The following is a 19,582-nucleotide window of genomic DNA, read 5'->3' on the forward strand; positions in this document are numbered from 1 at the left end:
TATTTCTCTGTAAAATTCTGTGTGTTTTAGTCTAAGCTGTTTTGTTGTGCCTGATCGGTATTGGTTAACAGCATGTACAGGCAAGGAACAATAACTAATGATAGTAATGTTGAAGCAACTAATCCAAAAATAATCGCGTAACACAAAGGAGCGTACATTGGGCTTCCTATTGCCAACGGGATTAAACCAACAATGGTTGTGATTGAAGTTGTTAAAATAGGGCGTAAACGCGCAGCAGCACCTTCTGCCGCTGCCTCAGCCACACTTGCTCCTATTTGTAATCGTTTGTTCATCGTATCTACCATGACAATGCCATTATTTGCCACAATGCCTATTAAGGCAATAACGCCAATTATTGCGAAAAAGCTTAGCGACAGTCCAGTTAGCCAGAAACCAAGAAAAGTACCGATTAACGCCAGTGGCATGGTGACCATAAGGATTAAGGCCTGCTTGAATGAGTCGAAGACAATAACCAGAACCCCAAGAACAATAATTAAAGCCACAACTAGCATAGCACCTGCAGAGCCAAATGTTTCTGCTGACTCTTCTGCTTCACCTCCAATTGTCCAAGTATACCCTGCAGGCCATTGTTTACTCAGTTTTGTTAAACTTGGGTTGAGCTCACTGATGATGTCATTGATGTTACCTTCACTGAGTTTTGATAGAACAGTGATTGATCGCTCTCCATCGTGATGAATGATAGAAGTAGGGGTTTCTGACAGTTTTGTTGAAAAAAGGGCAGGTAGAGCAACTGTTGTACCATTAGCAGTAAAAGCGCGCACCAGTGCGAACTCTTCGATTTGTGTTGGCCCGCCAGCATCACCTTCTCGACTCATCCAGTTGAGTCCGAGATGAATGTCAATGTCATCTTCTGGACCTGGCGTGGTAAAGTTCGCGATGGTGTCGTTTGATAAAGCAAAGCGAATTTGATAGGCAAGATCTTGCATGTTCAAACCAAAGAAATCGATGGCTTCACGTTTTGGAACGAGAGATATCTCAGTTTTGACGCTACCAAGGTTGTCTCTTACATCGGTTGTACCTGGTATGCTAGCTAGCAATGTTTGCACCTGAGTAGATAGAATGCGAAGTTGATTCATATCTGTTCCCTTAATTGCAACGGAAATAGGATCATTTGTGCTGGGGCCACTTGATTCACCGACAACTAATAAGGTTGCTCCAACGACGTGGTTGTTTAGGTGCTCTGCCAATTCTTCTCTGATTTTGTTAACCAGCTCATAACTTGCGGTATCGCGCAGCTCAGAATTGACGAGGGTTATGGAAAATCCGATAAAGTTTTCTGCTTGAGAAGGTTCTAGAGTTGACAAAATTGATGCAGAGGCTAGAGGACTCTTCCGTCCAACGAGTTTAATAATGCTGTCAATGTACGGTTTGCTGCTGAGAATGTGGCCAATATCGTCAGCAATACTCTGGCTGGTATTGAGTGTGGTTGTGGCAGGCAGTTCAATATTAATACCTACGTTGATGCCGTCAGTAGGCGGATAAAGTACCATGGGAATCTTGCTAGCGGCAATTAATGACACAACGAAAAGCACAAAAGCGCTTGCAACCCAAAAACTTGCGCGCTTCTTATTTTTTAATGTTGTGCTTAAGCTCCATGTTTTCATGAGAGAAGACGTTTTTGCTAAAAGTAGATCGGCACGCGTCTCTTTTATATCCGCTCCTTTTTTAGCAATGTTGCCTAGGAGGTATCGAGAGAGAGGGATACTTGCGAGCATCGCCACAGCAAATGCAACAGTAAGACAGGCTATGGCTGTTACGGGCAATACGCGAATGAACTTTCCTGAAATCCCTTCGATTGCCATCAGCGGTGCCAAGGCTAAAATAGTAGTGAGTTGTCCTGCAAAGGCAGGCATGCCATATTTTTTGATTGTCGCTAATACCGCTTGACCGAAGGTTTTTTTATAAGTGTAAACTTCTTCATGTAACCCCTCCATCATTAAAATAAACACATCAACTAATAAGCCTAGCGCCAGCACCATGCCAATTATGACCAGCTCATTCAGGCTGTAACCTAATAGCCAAATGACCACCAAGGCACCAGCAAATGATAGGGGAATGGACAGTCCTGCTATCAGTCCTTCACGCCACGTTAGTACTAAGAATAAAATCAAAAAAACAGCGATCATGGCTTGTAAGCCATTGATGAAAACATTAAATAACGAATCTCGAATTTGGTCTGCTTCATTCTGAGTGATGACATAGTCAATTGTTTTTGGCCAAAAGTGGCTTTGCTGCCACTCTTCTAAGGCGGCTTCGATATCATTATTTAATTCAACAGTGTCTGCGCCCGGTATTTTTTTAATACTGACTTCAATTGTTTTTCCAAATGGGCGCCCTTTTTCACTGAAAAAAGCACGAGCCTCTTCCTTTTCCAGTTGTCTAGTCACGCGGCCTAATTCATTTAAGCGTACGGGCCGGTTGTTAAACTCGCCACTCAGTCTAATAATAGGCAAATTCTTGAGATCATCTAGAGACGTAAATTGCCCCTCTAAGCGCACAACCGCGCCAATTTTCTGACTCTCGATGTCACCAAAAGGTTGGTTTAAATTGGCATTTGTTATGGCTTGACTGACCGCATTTGGAGAAATTCCCAGGGCGAGTAGTCGTTCAGGATCAAGTAAAATCTGGATGATTTCGTCTCGTTTACCGCCTAATGTAACTTGGTTGACACCGCTAATAGCTTCAATATCATCTTGGAGTGTCTTGGCAAGGTTATTTAACTCAACATCGGATGCATCACCAAAAAGAGTAACGGTCATGATCGGTCTATCGTCTACAGCAACCTGTTGAATGTTGGGGAACTCCGCTTCTCTTGGTAAATTGCTCTGTGCGTCAGATATGGCATCCCGTAAACGTTGCATCGCTTCAGCGGTATCGGAATCCGCTGTAAACTCTACAGCGATAATAGAGTAAGAGTCGAACGAAGCACTTGAAAAAGTTTTGAGGCCTTTTAATGTTGTAATTTCGTCTTCAAGCTTTTGAGTGACCTGCTCCTCAATCGTCTGTGGGTCCGCTCCAGCCCACAATGTCGTTACTGTTGCATTGGGGATGTCCAAATCAGGCAAAGACTCTTTTGTGAGGCTTGAATAGGCAAAGTAACCACCAGCGAAAAGTAGCAGTGTTAATAAAAGACCGAAAGTCGTCTTTAAAAGGAAGAACCGTGCAAGAGGGTGAGCGTTCGCAACGTCGTGACTCTCTTCCTTTGGACTCATTGTATTGCTCCGCTCTTATCATTTAATACGTTAACAACATCATCGTCAGATAAACGTGAGCGACCCTCTGTGACAAGGCGATCTCCTTGTTCTAAACCGCTTAGTAGTTCATAGCTTTGTTTACCCGCTAAGCCTAATTTGACAAAAGTTTTTGAGACCCTATGAGTGTCTTCGTTGATTTTAAAAACATAAGGTTTGTTGTTTTCGAAACGCACACTGTCGATAGGAATAGACAGTGTATTTTTTGCCACTGCTCCTTCTATCCATACAGAAAGATAAGCGCCATCTTGTAAGTATTCAGCTCCGGAAGTACTGCGCAGCGTTACGGTAAAAGTGCGTGTAGCAGGATTAATTGACGGGCTAACGGAGTACACGATTCCCATTGCATTATGGACGGGTTTTGTCTGACCCTGTTGGGACGACCCAGTTGAAGGTTGGAAAATGGTGGTGGATCCTGCCTTGACCTGTGAATAATAAAAAGAAGGTAAGTCAATCATAAGTTCAAAGGAAGAAGGATCAATAATCAACACAGGAGTGGTATTTAACGCATTGGCTTCTGTACTGATGTTTACCTGAGAAGGTGAAAAATAGGTGCCTTGTTTGATGTTGATTCTGGCGATGATACCGTCTAAGGGTGAGATAATTCGCGATTGCTTAGCAACTATGTGTGCGTTTTCTAGCGCAACTTGTGCTTGTTCTAGTCTTGCTTCTACCTCGTCAAGATCTTGTTGAGAAGCAAAACGCTTTTCTTGTAATTCTTTAATGCGTATAAAGTTTTTACGAGCGAGATCAACGTTTACTTGAGCATCCCGAACAGCGGTATGGGACAGTTCACCAGGTTGTCCATCAATGGGCAGATTTTTTTCCTGATATGCAATTAACTGATTACGGCTAACAGGGTCGCCTTCTTTTAGTGTTTGATCTACATAAATGATTTTTCCAGGGCTTTCAAAGCTAAGAAATTCACGATGAACCGCTCTGACTGTGCCTTCACCGAATAGCCAAGTTTGAACATCAGCACGCACCACGCTTTCGGCATAAACGCTGGTTTTTACTTCATTGGCAGAATAGGAGGTCATGGTTTCTTGATCTGTTGAAGCGTTGTTGTCGGTATTACATGCAACCAGCAGAAAAGCCATTAAGTTTAAATTTATTATTTTTGTGATCATGATGTCTGCCTTTTTATTCAGTATGATCAGTAACAACTGAACAGATTAGAGGTAAAAAAAGCACCTAAGTGCCTTTTGTTATTCCTTACTGTACAGCGTTTTAATTAATTTCTGTGTACTTTTAAGGTACTCGGTGTAGAACTGTTCGAGTGCTTCAAGCCTTTTCTGTGATGCCTGCCATGAGTCTGGTAAAGCATTGCGAGCCTCCTTTATAGTCTGTGAGGCTTTGCTCATCCTTTGCATAGAACCTTGTAGTAATTTCATATAGGGGTCTTGAGACATCTGAAAAAAATCACCTCGTTCACCCAATTTTGAGACGCGCTCTATAACAGATAAGTTTTCTAGCAGCCTAGTATTCGTACTGACACTGCCTCGGCTAATTTGCAGACGGGCAGCGATGTCGCTAAAACTAAAGGGGCCGCTTTCTATCAGCAATAAGCCAATGATTTTTCCAGCAATGCGAGGAAGCCCTTCACTTTGAGTAATCATGCCCATTTGTTCAATAAAGCTGTCGACAATTTCTTTTGTATTTTCTTCGTAGTTTGACATAGCACCATACTATTGGGTTTTATTTGTTCAGTAAAGACTAAACAAGTTGACACGTTTTAAATAATAGCATTTCATCTAGATACTATTATCGTACTTGAATACGGTAGATGTCGCTAAAAGAACTTAATAGTTTAATAGAAAATGTGCTTATCACCACAGATCAAGGGAATGTCTTATGAAACTCAGATTACTACTAATAATGGTCGTGTTCGGCATTACGTGCTTTAACAACACGTTTGCTGCAGAGTTCATAACAGCCTACGATATTATCAAGCGGTCTGATCAGCAGATGCGTGGAAAGTCGAGTTATAACGAAATTACCATGAACATTATTCGTCCTGACTGGCAACGCTCAATGAGTATGAAGTCATGGAGTAAGGGAACAGGTCTCTCATTAGTATTGGTAACGGCGCCTGCTAATGAGAAAGGAAGCGCCTCTCTTAAGCGTCAAAATGAAATGTGGAATTGGGTGCCTCGTATTGAAAAAATTATCAAGATTGCCCCCTCGATGCTGAGTCAGTCGTGGATGGGATCTGACTTTACCAACGATGATCTGATCAATCAGTCTTCAATTGTGGTGGATTACCATCATACTCTAATGAGCGAAGAAAGCGTCGAGGGCGATACTGTCTGGGTTATTGAAGCCGATGCAAAAATAGATGCACCTGTTGTATGGAGTAAGGTGGTTTTATGGATTTCTAAAACCACCTATCTGCAGCGTAAAGTCGAGTTTTACGATGAATTTGGTGATCTTGTTAATACACTATTAACCGGCGGTATCAAGGAGATGGGGGGGCGCATGGTGCCAACCCAAATGTCAATGTTGCCTGCAGACAAGCCTGGTTATGAAACGGAAATGATCACTCACGCAGCACAATTTGACTTTGACATATCAGATAACTTTTTTTCGCAGCGTCAAATGAAAGCACTTAGAGACTAGTGATGGCTAATCAAGACCGTGTTCATCATGACAAGGAATGGCGCCTATGTTAGTTCGATTGGCTTGGCGAAATCTGTGGCGGCAAAAGCGACGAACGTTACTGACGGCATCATCGATTGCGCTTGCTTTGTTTTTATCTCTATTGATGCGCTCATTTCAAGAAGGACAGTACACCAGTAATATTGAAAATAATGGCAAGTCTGGGGTAGGAATCATTCAACTGCAAGACCCTGATTTTCGAGACAGTGAAAGTATTGACGAGTTGTTGCCGAGTACAGAGGCATTTATTCATAAGGCGAGAAAGATTGATAATATTGATGCTATTTTGCCTAGGATTCACGGCTTTTCGTTGGCGTCTGTCGGATCAAAATCGAAAGGGGTGTTAGTCAATGGCATTGCACCCAATAAGGAAACAGACTACACACACCTAGCGGATAAACTTATATCGGGACAATACTTACATGTTGAAGACACAGACATTCTTTTGGCGGAGGGAGTTGCACAGTATTTTAATGTGTCTGTTGGCGATGAGTTTGTCTTATATGGACAGGGTTATCGAGGGCAAACAGCGGCAGGGGTCTTCACGGTAAAGGGAATCCTCTCTTTTCCTATGCGTGAACTGAATAACTCTCAAGTTTACCTTTCTCTTAACCAAGCACAGATTTTATTTCGTACTAACCAGCAAGTCACATCTTGGGTAGTTAGCTTGCACTCTCTTGATGCTATGGCGCAAACGGTTGAGGAATTACAGAACGCTTACCCTGACGTATCAGTACGCGATTGGATGGATCTTTCTCCTGAACTGGAACAAAGTATTGTATTGGATCGAGTGTCGGGCTTGATCATGATGTATCTGCTTTATGGCATCGTGGGTTTTGGTTTGTTTGCCACTCTGCTAATGATGACGTTAGAACGGCAAAGAGAGTTTGCCGTGATGTTGGCGACCGGTCTGGTTCGAATGAAGTTATTACTGATGGTTTTCATTGAGTCTTGGTTTATTGGGCTCTTCGGTGTTGTGATTGGTGCCAGCCTTGCAGTACCAATTATTGTCTATTTTTATCAAAACCCTATTCGGTTATCAGGTGATTTGGCGTTACAGATGCTTGAAATGGGTTACGAACCTATTATGCCTGTGTCAATCTCACCAGAATTAGTGGTCAGTCAAATTTGGATTGTGGCTGTCATGTTATTGATTTGTCTGCTTTACCCCATGTGGCGCATTGTCACGCTAGACATTGTTTCTGGTTTAAAAGGGGGGGCTCATGCTCATTAAACTTGCATGGCGTAATATTTGGCGAAACCCGTTGAGAACCCTGATTTTACTTGGTGTCATGATATTTGGTCTTATGAGCGTGATCGCCATGATGGGGCTGATGAACAGCTTTTACAGCAACATGATAAATAACGCGATCAAGTGGCAAACCAGTCATCTAAAAATTCATGATAGTCGCTATCCCGATGACCCAGATATTCATTTTACAGTGAGCCACCTCTCCCAATTAAAAGCAGAACTAGATCAACAAAGTTTGGTGCATGCATGGAGTGGCCGACATTTGGTTAACGGTATGATTGCATCGGCTCGAAGTGTTCGAGGTGTCACAATTAATGGAATTGATCCTTTGACTAAGGTAACACCTTTAAAGGCGCGAATAACTGAAGGGGAGTGGTTGAATGATTTGGGCCGTAACCCCATTTTGGTATCGCAAAAAACTTCAGAGCGGCTAAATCTTCGTGTTGGTTCAAAAGTTGTTTTGACGTTCAATGATGATAAAGGCGCTTTGACAGGAGGCGCTTTTCGTGTGAAAGGGTTATTTAAAACACCGAGCAGCACCATGGATGACAATCATGTTTATGTTAGAAAAGGGGACTTAAGTAAGTTGAGTGGCATTAAAGGTGTTCATGAAGTCGCTATTTTATTGAATAACCCCGAAGAGGCCCCTCGTTTTGTGAATACTCTGGCACAGTCATTTGCTCCCGATATTAGGGAACAGTGGTTAATACGAGATTGGCAGACATTAAATCCAGTTTTAAAAACCATGGCAGACAGCGCCGAGGTGTTCAACAGGGTATTTTTACTGATTTTTGTTGTGGCTATGATGTTTGGTATTGTCAATATCGTACTAATGTCGGTTTTTGAAAGAACTCGGGAGTTTGGAGTTTTAATGGCTGTGGGTATGAGTAAACGCCACATACGTTTTCTCATCATGCTTGAATCAGGTTTAATGGGAGTAGGCGGTACAACCTTAGGTCTCATAGGTGGTATTTTGCTTGTGTCGTACTTCCAATCGACAGGAATGGACCTTAGTCAGTTTGGTGATGGCTTAAATGGTCTGGGTATTGATTCTGTTTTGTACCCATCGGTATCTTTTCAGGAGTATGCCATGGCCTTTATTGCCGTGAGCCTAGCTACTCTTCTTTCTGGTTTGTATCCTGCCCATCAAATTCTAAAGTATAACCCAGTCGATGCTATGTCGGAGAAACACTAATATGTCTATTCAAACCATACAGCTTTGTAAAACTTACAATGCTAACAGTGACTTTCCGGTACATGCGGTGGATCATCTTGACCTGACGATCCAACAAGGCGAGTTTGTCGCTGTGATGGGCCCATCTGGTTCTGGTAAAACCACCTTGTTAAATATGTTGGGGGGAATCGATACTCCCACATCGGGAGACGCCATTGTTGATGGTTATAATGTGAGTAAAATGACGGAGAAGGGTAAAATCGCCTTTCGCCGTGACAACATTGGCTTTATTTTTCAAGACTATAGTTTATTGCCCGTTTTAACCGCATTAGAAAACGTCGAGTTTGTGATGCAGCTGCAAGGACACTCTGAGGCAGAATGTCGAGCAAGGGCTCTGGCGCTGCTAAAAAAAGTCGGTTTAGATAAGCATCAAAATAAGCGCCCTGCCATGTTATCAGGCGGTCAGCAGCAACGTGTTGCTGTTGCTCGTGCCTTGGCGCCAAGACCTAAGTTTGTGATGGCGGATGAGCCGACAGCAAACCTTGATGCTAATAGCACCGCTGAACTGTTAGACATTATGCAGCAGCTCAATGAACAAGAAGGAACAACCTTTATTTTTTCCACTCATGACCAGCGCGTTATTACCCGTGCCCAGCGTATCATTGTTTTTGAAGACGGACGTTTGACGAAAGATCGCCAAAACCCTGACTATAAAAGACACACGATGTCGGCTTCATGACCTTCATGTTCACAACCTCTTCTCGTGTCCTCATAGCTGTTTTATGGCTTCCATGGTTTGTGTGTGCAGAGGTGCCGGGCCTAGAGACGTCTGATCCGTTGAGCCTTGACGGCTATATAAAATATACCTTGACGAGTACTCAATATAAAGACACGACGGAACTTGATCAGCTTGTCACGCAAAGGCTGAATGCCACTTATCAGTTTGATGATGCGTGGCAGTGGCATACTAGTATTCGGAGCGTCTTTGCCTCGACAAATTCAAGTAACTCTCAATCAACGTTGTTGCTCGATGATAATACGAACTTTATGGATTTATCTAATACTTGGCTAGACAAGAAAGAAGCTGTCGGACAGAGTGCATTGGATCGTTTGTATGTGGATTGGCAGGATAAAAATTACTTGGTTCGTCTTGGGCGCTTTCGAGTAAATTGGGGCATGACAACAGTTTGGAACCCCAATGATATTTTTAATGCTTACTCAATTTACGATATTGACTACCCTGAAGGAGCGGGTACAGATGCTTTGTATGTGACCAAAACACTGGACTACGCCAGTGAGATAAATTGGGTATACAGCCCCAACGAAAACAAAGAACGTGATAGTTATTCGGCCCGTTATTTGTTCAATGTAAACGGCTGGGACGGACAAGCAATTATTAGTCAGTCTAAAATCAACAGAGTTGTCGGGTTTGGTTTTTCAGGAGATATCAAGGGAGCGGCTTTTCGAGGAGAAACCAGTTGGTTTGAACCGCTTGGGTCTCATTGGAAAAACACGAATGAGCGCTTAGATCAGGCGCTCGTTACCAGTATGGAAACTCGATACCATGTCGGAGGTGTTCGCAACTGGATGATAACCGCCGCGATCTTACATACGACCAACCCAGTGGATGCAACGGATAACCTGAAAGAGTTAGGGGCAGCAGCATCAGCTAGAGCGTTAAGTTTTAGTGAATTAACCGGCTATGTTGATATGAGCTTTGATCTATCTTCTTTGCATCGAGTCACATTATTAAGCAGTTACTATCAAGATAACTCTTATTTTTATGGCATAACCAGTAACTACTCTTTAGCGAGTTGTTCATCCTTAGTCTTTGTTTTACAACGCTTCGACGGGCCTGTTGATAGTGTATTTGGTCAATCTCAGAACACTATTTTGTCTGCTAGTATTGATTGGGCTTTTTAAAGTTTACACAAAAACGAGAGAAAAAATGATGTTAGAAAAAGTAAAAAATGTCTCCTATGCAAAGTTGCTATGTTTTTTGGTATTTTTCTCTTTTTATGATGAGGCATTTGCCGCAGGTGAGAGTGCATTTAGCCTTGGTGCTCTTGGGATTTATTCAAATTCAATTTATCAAGACGTGGATGCGGAAGCGCAGCTGCTACCTTATGCTGCCTTTGATAATGGTCGCTTTTTTGTCAAGGGTTTAATTGTTGGTTATCACTTTTCGCCATATCTAGATGCCGCCATAAAGTACCCAGATACCTACTTCGACCCGGACGACTCAAGTGATAAAAACATACAGCGATTAAACGAAAGAGAGAGTGGGGCATTGGCTAAGATTGACCTTAAGCTAGGTATGGTGAAGTTTGGTTTGATACAAGACTTATCAGGCGATTTTGATGAGTATTCCCTATCAAGCACTGTCACTCTTCCCCTATACAAGGGAGCATTTTTTGTTACGGGTGCTGTTTCTTATGTCTATAACAGTCGTGCTTTGAGTGAAAACAAGTACTCAGTGTCTGACACTGAATCGTTAAGAACAGGTGGCACTATCAACGCCTATGACAGTGCTCGTGTAAATGAACTCAGGTATACCCTAAGTTTTATCCAACCCTTTTCTCAACGCTTAACGCTTATTACTAATTTATCTCATACGAATTATGACGATGTCGTTGTTAAAAGCCCAATTGTTGAGAAGGATAAAAAAACAGGTATAACAGCGATACTTTCTTACCGCTTCTGAAGAGTTGGCTTGTAACACACCGCCTTTCACTTGAAATGTGCCCACTAGAAAAAAGTCATTCCTTGGCTCATGTTGATTGTTTTTTTAACCACTGAGAGCTTGTTTTTCAGTTTAAAATTAGCGGTGCTCACTCCTGTTGCCGTGTCTTTCACTTAGTCTTCATATAAGGATGTGGTAAGGTACACCTCGTTATAGGTTGTTGGAAAAAATCAACAGCAATAGGGAAGTCAGTGTAAGCCTGACGCTGCCCCCGCAACGGTAAAAAAGCAATGCGTTATCAATTGGCCACTGTGGTTTTTCATGGGAAGGCGGTAGCGCGGTGTGCGTTTTTTGTTCACCACTTTTGAGTCCGGAGACCTGCCTATAGCTGGGAATTTCTGTCGTCAGAAATTAAATATCACTGCTGTGCGGGTGTTGCTCAGTATTATCATAAGACTCGAAAGTAACCATGACTATTTATATACGATCTAAAGATACTAATACCTCTTCTTTGCGTGCCTTTTCTCTAAAAACATTACTCATTTCTTGCAGTGCATTGCCTGCCATGTCGGTGAATGCAGAAAGTGATTCTTCTTCAACAGATATGACGTTACAGCCTTTGGTTGTGACGGCAACCTCAACGCCTATTAAAGTTGCTGACTCTTTATCTTCGGTGACCGTGATCACCAAAGAAGAGATTGAAGCTCAGCAGGCGTATGAAATGAGCGAATTGCTTGCTGGTCAACCGGGTGTTGATGTGAGTTCTAACGGTGGCTATGGTAAGACTACGAGTGTTTATATGCGTGGGGCGAATTCGAGTTCAACTAAGTTTCTGATTGATGGCATTCCTTTGTATTCCGCTACATCAGGTGGGGCCGCCTTTCAGTATATTCCCACTTCATTGATCGACCGACTGGAAATAGTTCGAGGTCCAAAAGCAACTTTGTATGGAGCCGATGCAGTTGGTGGGGTTATTCAAGCTTTTTTGCCAGAAGCAAATGACGAGTCCCATGCTGATATCTCTGTTGGAGCCGGTTCTTTTAATACTATGTCGGCGGATGTCACTGCATCAGGGTTTTATGAGAGCAGTCAGTATCTTTTATCGGTGGGTAAGTTTGATACTGATGGCGATATAGTAAAAGAAGGTGAAGGCGCTCAAGGTTATAACAATGAAAACATTTTGCTGAATCTAGGTCATGACTTTGATTCTGGGGCGCGAGTAACCGGTTTGGTTATGAACAGTGAAGGCCGTAATTACTATGTAGGTAACGAAAACGATTATAAAGTACAAGTTTTGGGCTTGGGGTTAAGTTTGCCCATGACAGATTACTGGAGTACTGACATCAAGCTCTCACAAAGTCGTGATGAAAGCATGACCATCTCATCAGGAGATGTCTTTGATACTAAAACGCAGACGGCACGTTTGAGTAATATTATTTCAGCAGGCAATCATGAGTTTGTACTGGGTGCTGAAGCGTCTGAAGACAGTGTTGAAGTGAGCGCTTATGATGCTCCTAATCGAAATAATAAAGCAATTTTTGCTCAGTCTTTATTCGACTTTGGACAGACCAGCCTACAGCTTAATTTACGCCATGATGACAATAGCGCCTATGGCCATTCAACCACGGGTGGTGTGGCACTTGGTTATCAACTCGATCAAGAACACACCCTGCGCACCAGTTACGGTCGAGCCTTTGAAGCCCCCACTTTTAATGACCTTTATTACCCTTATAGTGGTGATCCAACATTGCAAGCGACCGACTCGGAAACTGTTGAGATAGGCATTCGAGGGGACTATGAATCATTTTATTGGGATGCTGCGATCTTCGATGCTTCCTATGGTGACATGGTTATATGGTCAAATTACACAGGAACGTGGGTGCCTTATAATGTTGATGCAAAAGCCCAAGGTGTTGAACTTGCGTCAGGTATGACATTCAATGATTGGCAATTGAGAGCAGCCTACACTTGGCTGGATATCACAGATGAGAGTACGGGCTATCAATTACCTAAACGAGCTAAACGTACAGCGCGGTTAGGTATAGATCGTTCGTTTGAAAAAGGGCAAGTCGGTGTCACTTTAATAGCTGCAAATGATCGTACTTCAACGTTAGGAAGTTCTGAAACGCTTCCAAGGTATGTAGTGACTAACGTGCACGCAAGCTACGAATTCATGGATGATTGGAAAGCTGAAATTACCATGAAAAATGCGCTTGATAAAGAGTACCAAACCGCAAATGGGTATTATGGCCCTAGCCGTAGTGTTTTCTTGACTCTAAATTACTCTGCATTTTAATCTGATGACGATAATAAAGAGAGCAGCCGTTTTTCTTACTGTTGGTGCCATCAGTATAGGGGGCTGGATGCTATCGTCCAGTGCCTTAGCTGAAGCGCCCATTTGCGTAGTAGACGATCGTGGTCGTGATGTTTGTATGGTGAAACCGGCCCAACGTATCGCCGCCTTATCACCTGGTGCCACGGAGTTGATTTATGCAGCCGGTGCCGGAGATAAGGTGGTGGCTGTGGTGTCTTTCAGTGATTACCCTGAAGAGGCAAAGGAAGTCACATCAGTGGGCAGTCACACACGGATTGATTTAGAACGTCTAATGAGCTTGCAACCTGACTTAGTGTTAGCGTGGGGAACCGGCAATCCTTCTGAGCAGATAGCACTGATAGAGCGTCTAGGCTTGACGGTCTATTATGTTGAGCCCCATGAATTTGAAAGCATTGCACGGAATGTCGAAAACATGGGGATTCTGGCCGGCACGCAAGGCCAAGCAAATACTGAGGCGTTACGTTTTCGCCAAGGGATTCAAGCTTTACAAGCTCGTTATGAGGCAGCCCCCGCTATCGATGTATTTTACCAAATATGGCAAGAACCACTGATGACAATGAACGGCGAGCACTACATGAGTAAAGTGGTAAGTTTGTGTGGTGGTGTGAATGTGTTTGCCGACTCCCCTCGACTTATTCCTCGCCTTAATCAAGAAGCAGTTTTACTAAAAAATCCTGAAGCCATTCTTGCTGGTGGTATGGGCGAGCGCAATGCCAAATGGCTCAGCGCCTGGCGTGCTTTCCCCGGGTTGTTAGCGACTCAGCGAGATAATCTGTTTTTTGTGCCGCCTTCTTTGATTCAGCGTCCTACAACGCGTTTGCTAGAAGGGGCTGAAATTCTATGTCAGGCATTGGAAACGGCTCGTGGCCGACGCTAGTCGTTTACTGTTAGCAAGACGACAGAGCATATTTTTGCCACTGTTCATTCTTACACTGTTGTCTGTGTGTAGCCTTGTATTTGCTGTGGCGCAAGGCAGCGTCAGTTTGTCACCGTATGCTGTCTGGCAGGCGTTTGCTGGTCAGGGCACGGAGCTAAATCAGGTTTTAGTGCTAGAGCTTCGATTGCCTAGGGTGATGGCTGGGTTTGCTACCGGGGGATTGCTGGCGGTCTCTGGTGCATTAATGCAAATATTACTGCGCAATCCGCTGGCAGACCCTTATGTTTTGGGTATCTCTGGAGGAGCATCAGTGGCGGCATTAACCGCCATCTTGCTGGGCATTAGTGGTTTATTATTGTCAGGTATGGCGTTTCTTGGTGCCGTATTATCGACTATTTTAGTGTTTGGTTTATCATCGCGATTGGGCAATATGGCGACCATGCGATTACTGCTCACAGGCGTGGTGATTGCATCCGGATGGGGAGCACTGATTACACTTATGTTAGCGTTGGCACCGCCTTACAAAATTCCAGGTATGTTGTATTGGCTTATGGGAGACCTGTCCTACGCCAGTACGCCTTGGTTGGCTTGGGCGGTTTTGTTACCCACTTGTTTGGTGCTCATGCCGTTAGGGCGTAGCCTAAATGTGTTGGCGCGCGGACCTTTGCAAGCTGCCGCCTTGGGGGTCAATGTTAAAGTTCTGGAGCGGATTGTCTTCCTATTGGCGAGTTTGTTAACGGCGATTGCTGTGACGACTGCGGGCAGTGTCGGTTTTGTTGGTTTGGTGATTCCTCATATGTTGCGCATGGTGTTAGGCAATGATCAACGGCTGATTTTACCTGCCAGTGCCTTAGCAGGAGGCTGTTTGGTCACGTTAGCCGATACCCTGGCGCGTACCGTCATTGCCCCCGAGCAGTTACCTGTCGGTGTGATTACCGCGCTCATTGGTGTGCCTACCTTCTTATATTTATTGCAACGGGGGCGCTTATGACCAGAGTGTCAGTAGGCGCTTCTACACCTACCTGCTTAAGGTTGAAGGATCTATTAGTGGCAGTACCAAACAAGGTGCTAGATCCAGCAAATGCCTTATCTTTGAGTTTTCAGGCTGGCCAAATGTGGGGCGTTTTAGGGCCCAATGGTGTCGGCAAAACCAGTTTACTTCATACACTTGCCACTCTACTGCCGCAAGCATCAGGCAGTATTGCGCTCAATGATCAGCTTGTCTCCAAGATGCCGCGCTCCTCATTGGCTCAACAGCTGGGCATCATGTTTCAAGAGCATCAAGATGGTTTTCCTGCCACGGTGTTAGAAACCGTCATGTTAGGGCGCTTCCCGCATTTATCCCCTTGGGAACGAGAGACAGATCAAGATTTGTCCCTGGTATTGGCGTCTCTAGAGCGCTTAGATTTATTGGCCTTTCAGGAACGTCCATTGCGTGATTTATCGGGCGGAGAACGTCAGCGTGTTGCCCTTGCCACGCTCATGGCGCAGTCACCTTCCGTTTGGTTAGTAGACGAGCCAACCAATCATCTGGATTTACGCTATCAAGTAGAAGCCATGAAGGTATTGGCTGAGCAGGCCGCAACAGGCCGTTTGGTGGTGATGTCACTGCATGATGTGAATGTCGCTACGCAATGGTGCAGTCATGTGTTGTTGCTTTACCCAGATAGACCACCTATTTGGGGAACGGCTGAGGCGCTTTTAACAAAAGACAATCTTGAGCCTTTGTACTCGCAAAAGCTGGCTGTCACGGCTTTAGAGGGTAAGCCGCTGTTCATCCCGGTTGCTTAGAGACATTTATTGTTCGGTTGTCATGTCTCGGTTTCTTTCTATGTTGGTGCCAACAAGATAAAGTAGTGATACTTTTTTACAATTATCGACGTCATGAAATCATTTAGCGCAACCATGTCCCCTTTAAAAACGAATCGAGTCTTTTACCTTATCCTGCCCTTTGTCTTGTTTGTATCCGTTATCGTCGCCTTACTCGATTACGAACGACGTGCAAGCGCATCAAACGCCGGTGTGGTATCCGATGTGAATCAGATCCACAGCACTGCCCAAGCGATTATTAATCGCTTTTATTGGGAAAGTGTTGATTCCACCATTGCGATCACTTTTCAGGGGACACAGCAAAATCTTTTTACGGGCTCTATTGATAGCGTAAAAAAGCATCAAGCCATAGACCAGTTATTTATTGATGCTTTTCATCGTAACGACGCAGTGAGTCAAATTCGCTGGATCGACAAAGACGGGATTGAACGTCATCGTATGAATCGCACCGAGGGAAAGCTACATGATGAACTCATTACCGTCGAGGGGGAACGTTTACAGGATAAGTCAGGGCGCTATTATGTTGTTGAAGCCCAAAAATTGAAAAGTGGCTATCTTTACCTCTCTAAATTGGATTTAAACATTGAAAATGGTCAGGTTGTTCGTCCCTATGAACCGACTATTCGGCTCGCCACCCCAATTAGAGACAGCAACAATACATTGCAAGGAATTATCGTTATAAATTTCAATATCAAAATGGCTTTTCATAAACTCAATGATCTTGCGCCAGAAGGTATTGATATCGACTTATTTAATGCAGGCGGTCAGCTACGATATTCAAACAGTATGCCTGACGCGGCTTTTTTGGATCTATTAAAAGGCGATGTGCTAAGTCGAGGTGAAGAGGCGGTAAATCATTACTATGAAAAATCCAAGACATTTAAACACTACATTACCTCACCGCCAGAAGGGCGTTATCATAAAAGCAGTGACATGCATTACGCGCCGCAAATTAAAGCACAAGAAAAACTCACTTTATTGGTTTTAGCAACCGAGTCACACTTAAATCAGCGTTTTAAAAAAAATCTATTAGGCGCCTTTTTCTTGGGCAGTCTGACACTCTTTCTTGGTTGTTTCTTAGCCTTTTTGTTGTATCGAAGCGATAAAAAAGTCATTGCACTGAATCGAGCGCTGAATGAACAGCTGCAAATTTCTGAGCATTCAAGAGAGGTGAAATCACAATTTTTAGCGAACATGAGCCATGAAATTCGAACACCCATGACCGCAATATCGGGTCTTTTAACCTTATTACTAAAAGAAAAACTAGACGACTCAGTGCGTCAGCGTTTAACGATTATTAAAGAGTCTTCGGAAGGGTTAAGACGTATTATCAACGATATTTTAGACCTAAGTAAAATTGAAAGCGGCAAGTCAGTATTGTCTTTGTCTGAATTTAGACCGGCCCTTACGGTGGAGCGTTGTATATCTACTTTTAACGGTTCTGCCCATTTAAAGGGGATTGAACTCCTGCTTGATATGGAGCCAAGCCTGTTTTTTTATACCTGTCATGGTGATGAATACCGTATAGAACAAGTGATTAACAATTTACTCAGTAACGCCATTAAGTTTAGTAAAGACAGCCCCGTACTAGTGTCTGTTACTTCCCATGTTCATCAAGAAACACAGCTTGAATTAACCTGTACAGTGATTGATCAGGGCATTGGTATGTCAGATGATCTGGTTATGCAATTAGGGGAAAGTTTTACTCAAGCCGATAACCGTCTTTCAAATGACAATAACGGTACTGGGTTGGGGTTATCGATTTCAAAGGCATTGCTTGATTCCATGGAAGCAACATTAACCATAAAAAGTACCTTAGGAGTGGGTTCTCAGTTCAGTTTCACCGTTAATCTGGATGTCTTAAAAAAAGAAGCGGGACTGGTAGAAAACAACATTGCGATGGACGATTTAAACGTGTGGCTGGTCAATACCGATCACCAAAGCTCACACTTTATGAATAAGATCTTTCATCATTGGGGTGGACACGCCAAGTTGATTAAATCCGCAGATGAGCTGCAGAGATTAGTTGATGATGAAATTCATCATCATATGGGCTTAGATTTTATCTTGTTTGACTTAGAGCATTCCGTAAGCAACGACGATGTTCTTTATACGCTTAACCGATTTATAGAAAATCATGTCAACCTTCCTAAAATGGTGGTGATGACATCGGATGAAAGTCGATGGCGGTCCTATCTCTCATTAGATAAAAACATAGAGCTGTTTAAAAAGCCGGTGACTATTTCTGGTTTTCTAGAGCTATTACAGAAAGTTAAGCTTGTACCTAATATACAAGCACTGGAAGGAGGCCAAGAAGCCTCAATAAAACAATTAGAAAGCGACATACGTGACCGTGTGATAAAAGAAGGGCAACCCAACATTTTGCTGGTGGAAGATAATATAACCAACCAACATGTGATTGCTGAAATATTTAATAGCATGGGCATTTCTGTCAAGGTCGCCAACAATGGAAAAGAGGCGGTAGAATATGTGTTGAACGAGCCTGTGGATATGATCTTTATGGACGTTCAAATGCCCGTGATGAGTGGGTTAGAGGCAACAGAGATTATTCGTCAGCACTATACAAGTGAACAACTTCCTATTATTGCGCTGTCGGCAGGCGTAACAGACAATGAGTTTGAGCAGTCAGAAAGGGTGGGGATGAACACTCATGTTCCTAAGCCAATCGATCTGGATAAACTCATGAGCGTCGTAGTTGAATATTGGCCTCAAACGGTGTGTTCTCTTACCCCCGATCAGTTGCAAGCGTTCGACGAGTTTGACTTATCCAATACGGCCTATAAATGGTTAGGCGATACGGCTTACCTCAAAGTATTGGCCAGCTTTTTAAAAGAGTTTGGGGGCATTATTCAACTGACCTCTCATGATGAAAAAGCCGCTTTTGTTCATAAATTAAAAGGGGCCAGTGGCAATGTGGGTGCCACCGCGTTGCACGATGTGTGTGCTCGTTATGAGAAAGAGCTCATTAAAGGGGATGTGTCTATTGACGTCGTTTTGGACAGTAAGCGTCAGCTAAACCACACGTTTTAATCCTTGTTAAAAATCATAAAGTCTTTTTTTTCTTTCATGGGAATAAAAGACTGATGTTTACCGCTTCTGCTCAACTCAATGTGACTCTCATTTGTGGGCCAACTGATATGCGTAAAGCCATTGATGGTTTGTGCAATATTGTCGCCTATGATCTGGAAAAAGAGCCTTGTAGTGATCATATTTTTGTCTTTTGCGGTCGAGCGCGCGATAAAGTCAAAATATTGCAATGGGCATCAAATGGTTTCTGGCTGCATTATAAGCGGCTCGAAAAAGGGCATTTTCAGTGGCCTGGTATTGATGACGAACAATTGTCTATTCAAATATCACCTCGTCAGCTTAATTGGTTGCTAGATGGCCTGGCTCTCAATTTACAAGAAGCACACCCACATTTAACCTATCGATATCATGACGACTAGGGCATTCGCTTGGTATAATCCAAGCCATGACAAT

Annotated in this window: 15 protein-coding genes and 1 riboswitch; of the genes, 12 read left to right on the forward strand and 3 right to left on the reverse strand. The window is 43.4% G+C overall.

Annotation, left to right across the window (positions count from 1 at the left end; all coding sequences use genetic code 11):
• Positions 1-26 precede the first annotated feature (26 nt).
• From LG368_RS07220 to LG368_RS07230, 3 genes are all read right to left on the reverse strand, one after another.
• Entirely contained in the window at positions 27-3,233 is a 3,207-nt protein-coding gene (locus LG368_RS07220) for an efflux RND transporter permease subunit (protein ID WP_226754058.1), read from the reverse strand.
• Positions 3,230-4,402: an efflux RND transporter periplasmic adaptor subunit gene (locus LG368_RS07225; RefSeq protein WP_226754059.1), complete on the reverse strand. Its 1,173-nt coding sequence runs from the start codon at positions 4,400-4,402 to the stop codon at positions 3,230-3,232. Before LG368_RS07225 ends, LG368_RS07220 begins: the two co-directional genes overlap by 4 nt.
• A 78-nt stretch (positions 4,403-4,480) precedes the next feature.
• On the reverse strand, positions 4,481-4,951 hold the full coding sequence (locus LG368_RS07230) for a GbsR/MarR family transcriptional regulator (protein ID WP_226754060.1): 471 nt from the start codon (positions 4,949-4,951) through the stop codon (positions 4,481-4,483).
• Between the two features lie 175 nt (positions 4,952-5,126).
• Here LG368_RS07230 and LG368_RS07235 point away from each other — a divergent pair, with 175 nt between their 5' ends.
• The 12 genes from LG368_RS07235 to tnpB all read left to right on the forward strand — a co-directional run bounded on the left by LG368_RS07235 (position 5,127) and on the right by tnpB (position 19,548).
• Entirely contained in the window at positions 5,127-5,891 is a 765-nt protein-coding gene (locus tag LG368_RS07235) for an outer membrane lipoprotein-sorting protein (protein WP_226754061.1), read from the forward strand.
• 46 nt (positions 5,892-5,937) lie between these two features.
• Positions 5,938-7,164, forward strand: coding sequence for an ABC transporter permease (locus LG368_RS07240; RefSeq protein WP_226754062.1), 1,227 nt, complete (start codon positions 5,938-5,940; stop codon positions 7,162-7,164).
• The gene (locus tag LG368_RS07245; RefSeq protein WP_226754063.1) at positions 7,154-8,377 is read left to right on the forward strand and encodes an ABC transporter permease; all 1,224 of its coding nucleotides are present in this window, start codon (positions 7,154-7,156) and stop codon (positions 8,375-8,377) included. The genes LG368_RS07240 and LG368_RS07245 overlap by 11 nt, the downstream gene beginning before the upstream one ends.
• Before the next feature lies 1 nt (position 8,378).
• A complete protein-coding gene (locus LG368_RS07250; protein WP_226754064.1) occupies positions 8,379-9,095 on the forward strand; it encodes an ABC transporter ATP-binding protein in 717 nt (238 codons plus the stop codon).
• The gene (locus tag LG368_RS07255; RefSeq protein ID WP_226754065.1) at positions 9,092-10,279 is read left to right on the forward strand and encodes a hypothetical protein; all 1,188 of its coding nucleotides are present in this window, start codon (positions 9,092-9,094) and stop codon (positions 10,277-10,279) included. The genes LG368_RS07250 and LG368_RS07255 overlap by 4 nt, the downstream gene beginning before the upstream one ends.
• Before the next feature lie 25 nt (positions 10,280-10,304).
• Positions 10,305-11,060 (forward strand): MipA/OmpV family protein, encoded by a 756-nt coding sequence (locus tag LG368_RS07260; protein ID WP_226754066.1) that lies wholly within the window; start codon positions 10,305-10,307, stop codon positions 11,058-11,060.
• Between the two features lie 176 nt (positions 11,061-11,236).
• Positions 11,237-11,439, forward strand: a riboswitch (cobalamin riboswitch).
• A gap of 69 nt (positions 11,440-11,508) precedes the next feature.
• Complete coding sequence (locus tag LG368_RS07265; protein WP_226754067.1) at positions 11,509-13,335, forward strand: TonB-dependent receptor domain-containing protein; 1,827 nt, start codon at positions 11,509-11,511, stop codon at positions 13,333-13,335.
• A 67-nt stretch (positions 13,336-13,402) separates the two neighbouring features.
• Positions 13,403-14,251, forward strand: a complete 849-nt coding sequence (locus LG368_RS07270; RefSeq protein ID WP_226754068.1) for a cobalamin-binding protein — start codon at positions 13,403-13,405, stop codon at positions 14,249-14,251.
• Entirely contained in the window at positions 14,238-15,242 is a 1,005-nt protein-coding gene (locus LG368_RS07275) for a FecCD family ABC transporter permease (protein ID WP_420827961.1), read from the forward strand. The genes LG368_RS07270 and LG368_RS07275 overlap by 14 nt, the downstream gene beginning before the upstream one ends.
• Positions 15,239-16,042, forward strand: coding sequence for an ABC transporter ATP-binding protein (locus tag LG368_RS07280; protein WP_226754069.1), 804 nt, complete (start codon positions 15,239-15,241; stop codon positions 16,040-16,042). The genes LG368_RS07275 and LG368_RS07280 overlap by 4 nt, the downstream gene beginning before the upstream one ends.
• A gap of 114 nt (positions 16,043-16,156) precedes the next feature.
• Positions 16,157-19,132, forward strand: coding sequence for a response regulator (locus LG368_RS07285; protein ID WP_226754070.1), 2,976 nt, complete (start codon positions 16,157-16,159; stop codon positions 19,130-19,132).
• A gap of 53 nt (positions 19,133-19,185) precedes the next feature.
• Positions 19,186-19,548: an IS66 family insertion sequence element accessory protein TnpB gene (gene tnpB, locus LG368_RS07290; RefSeq protein ID WP_226754071.1), complete on the forward strand. Its 363-nt coding sequence runs from the start codon at positions 19,186-19,188 to the stop codon at positions 19,546-19,548.
• The last annotated feature ends 34 nt before the right edge of the window (positions 19,549-19,582 follow it).

This window comes from Marinomonas algarum (genome assembly GCF_020532605.1).
Classification (GTDB): Bacteria; Pseudomonadota; Gammaproteobacteria; order Pseudomonadales; family Marinomonadaceae; genus Marinomonas; species Marinomonas algarum.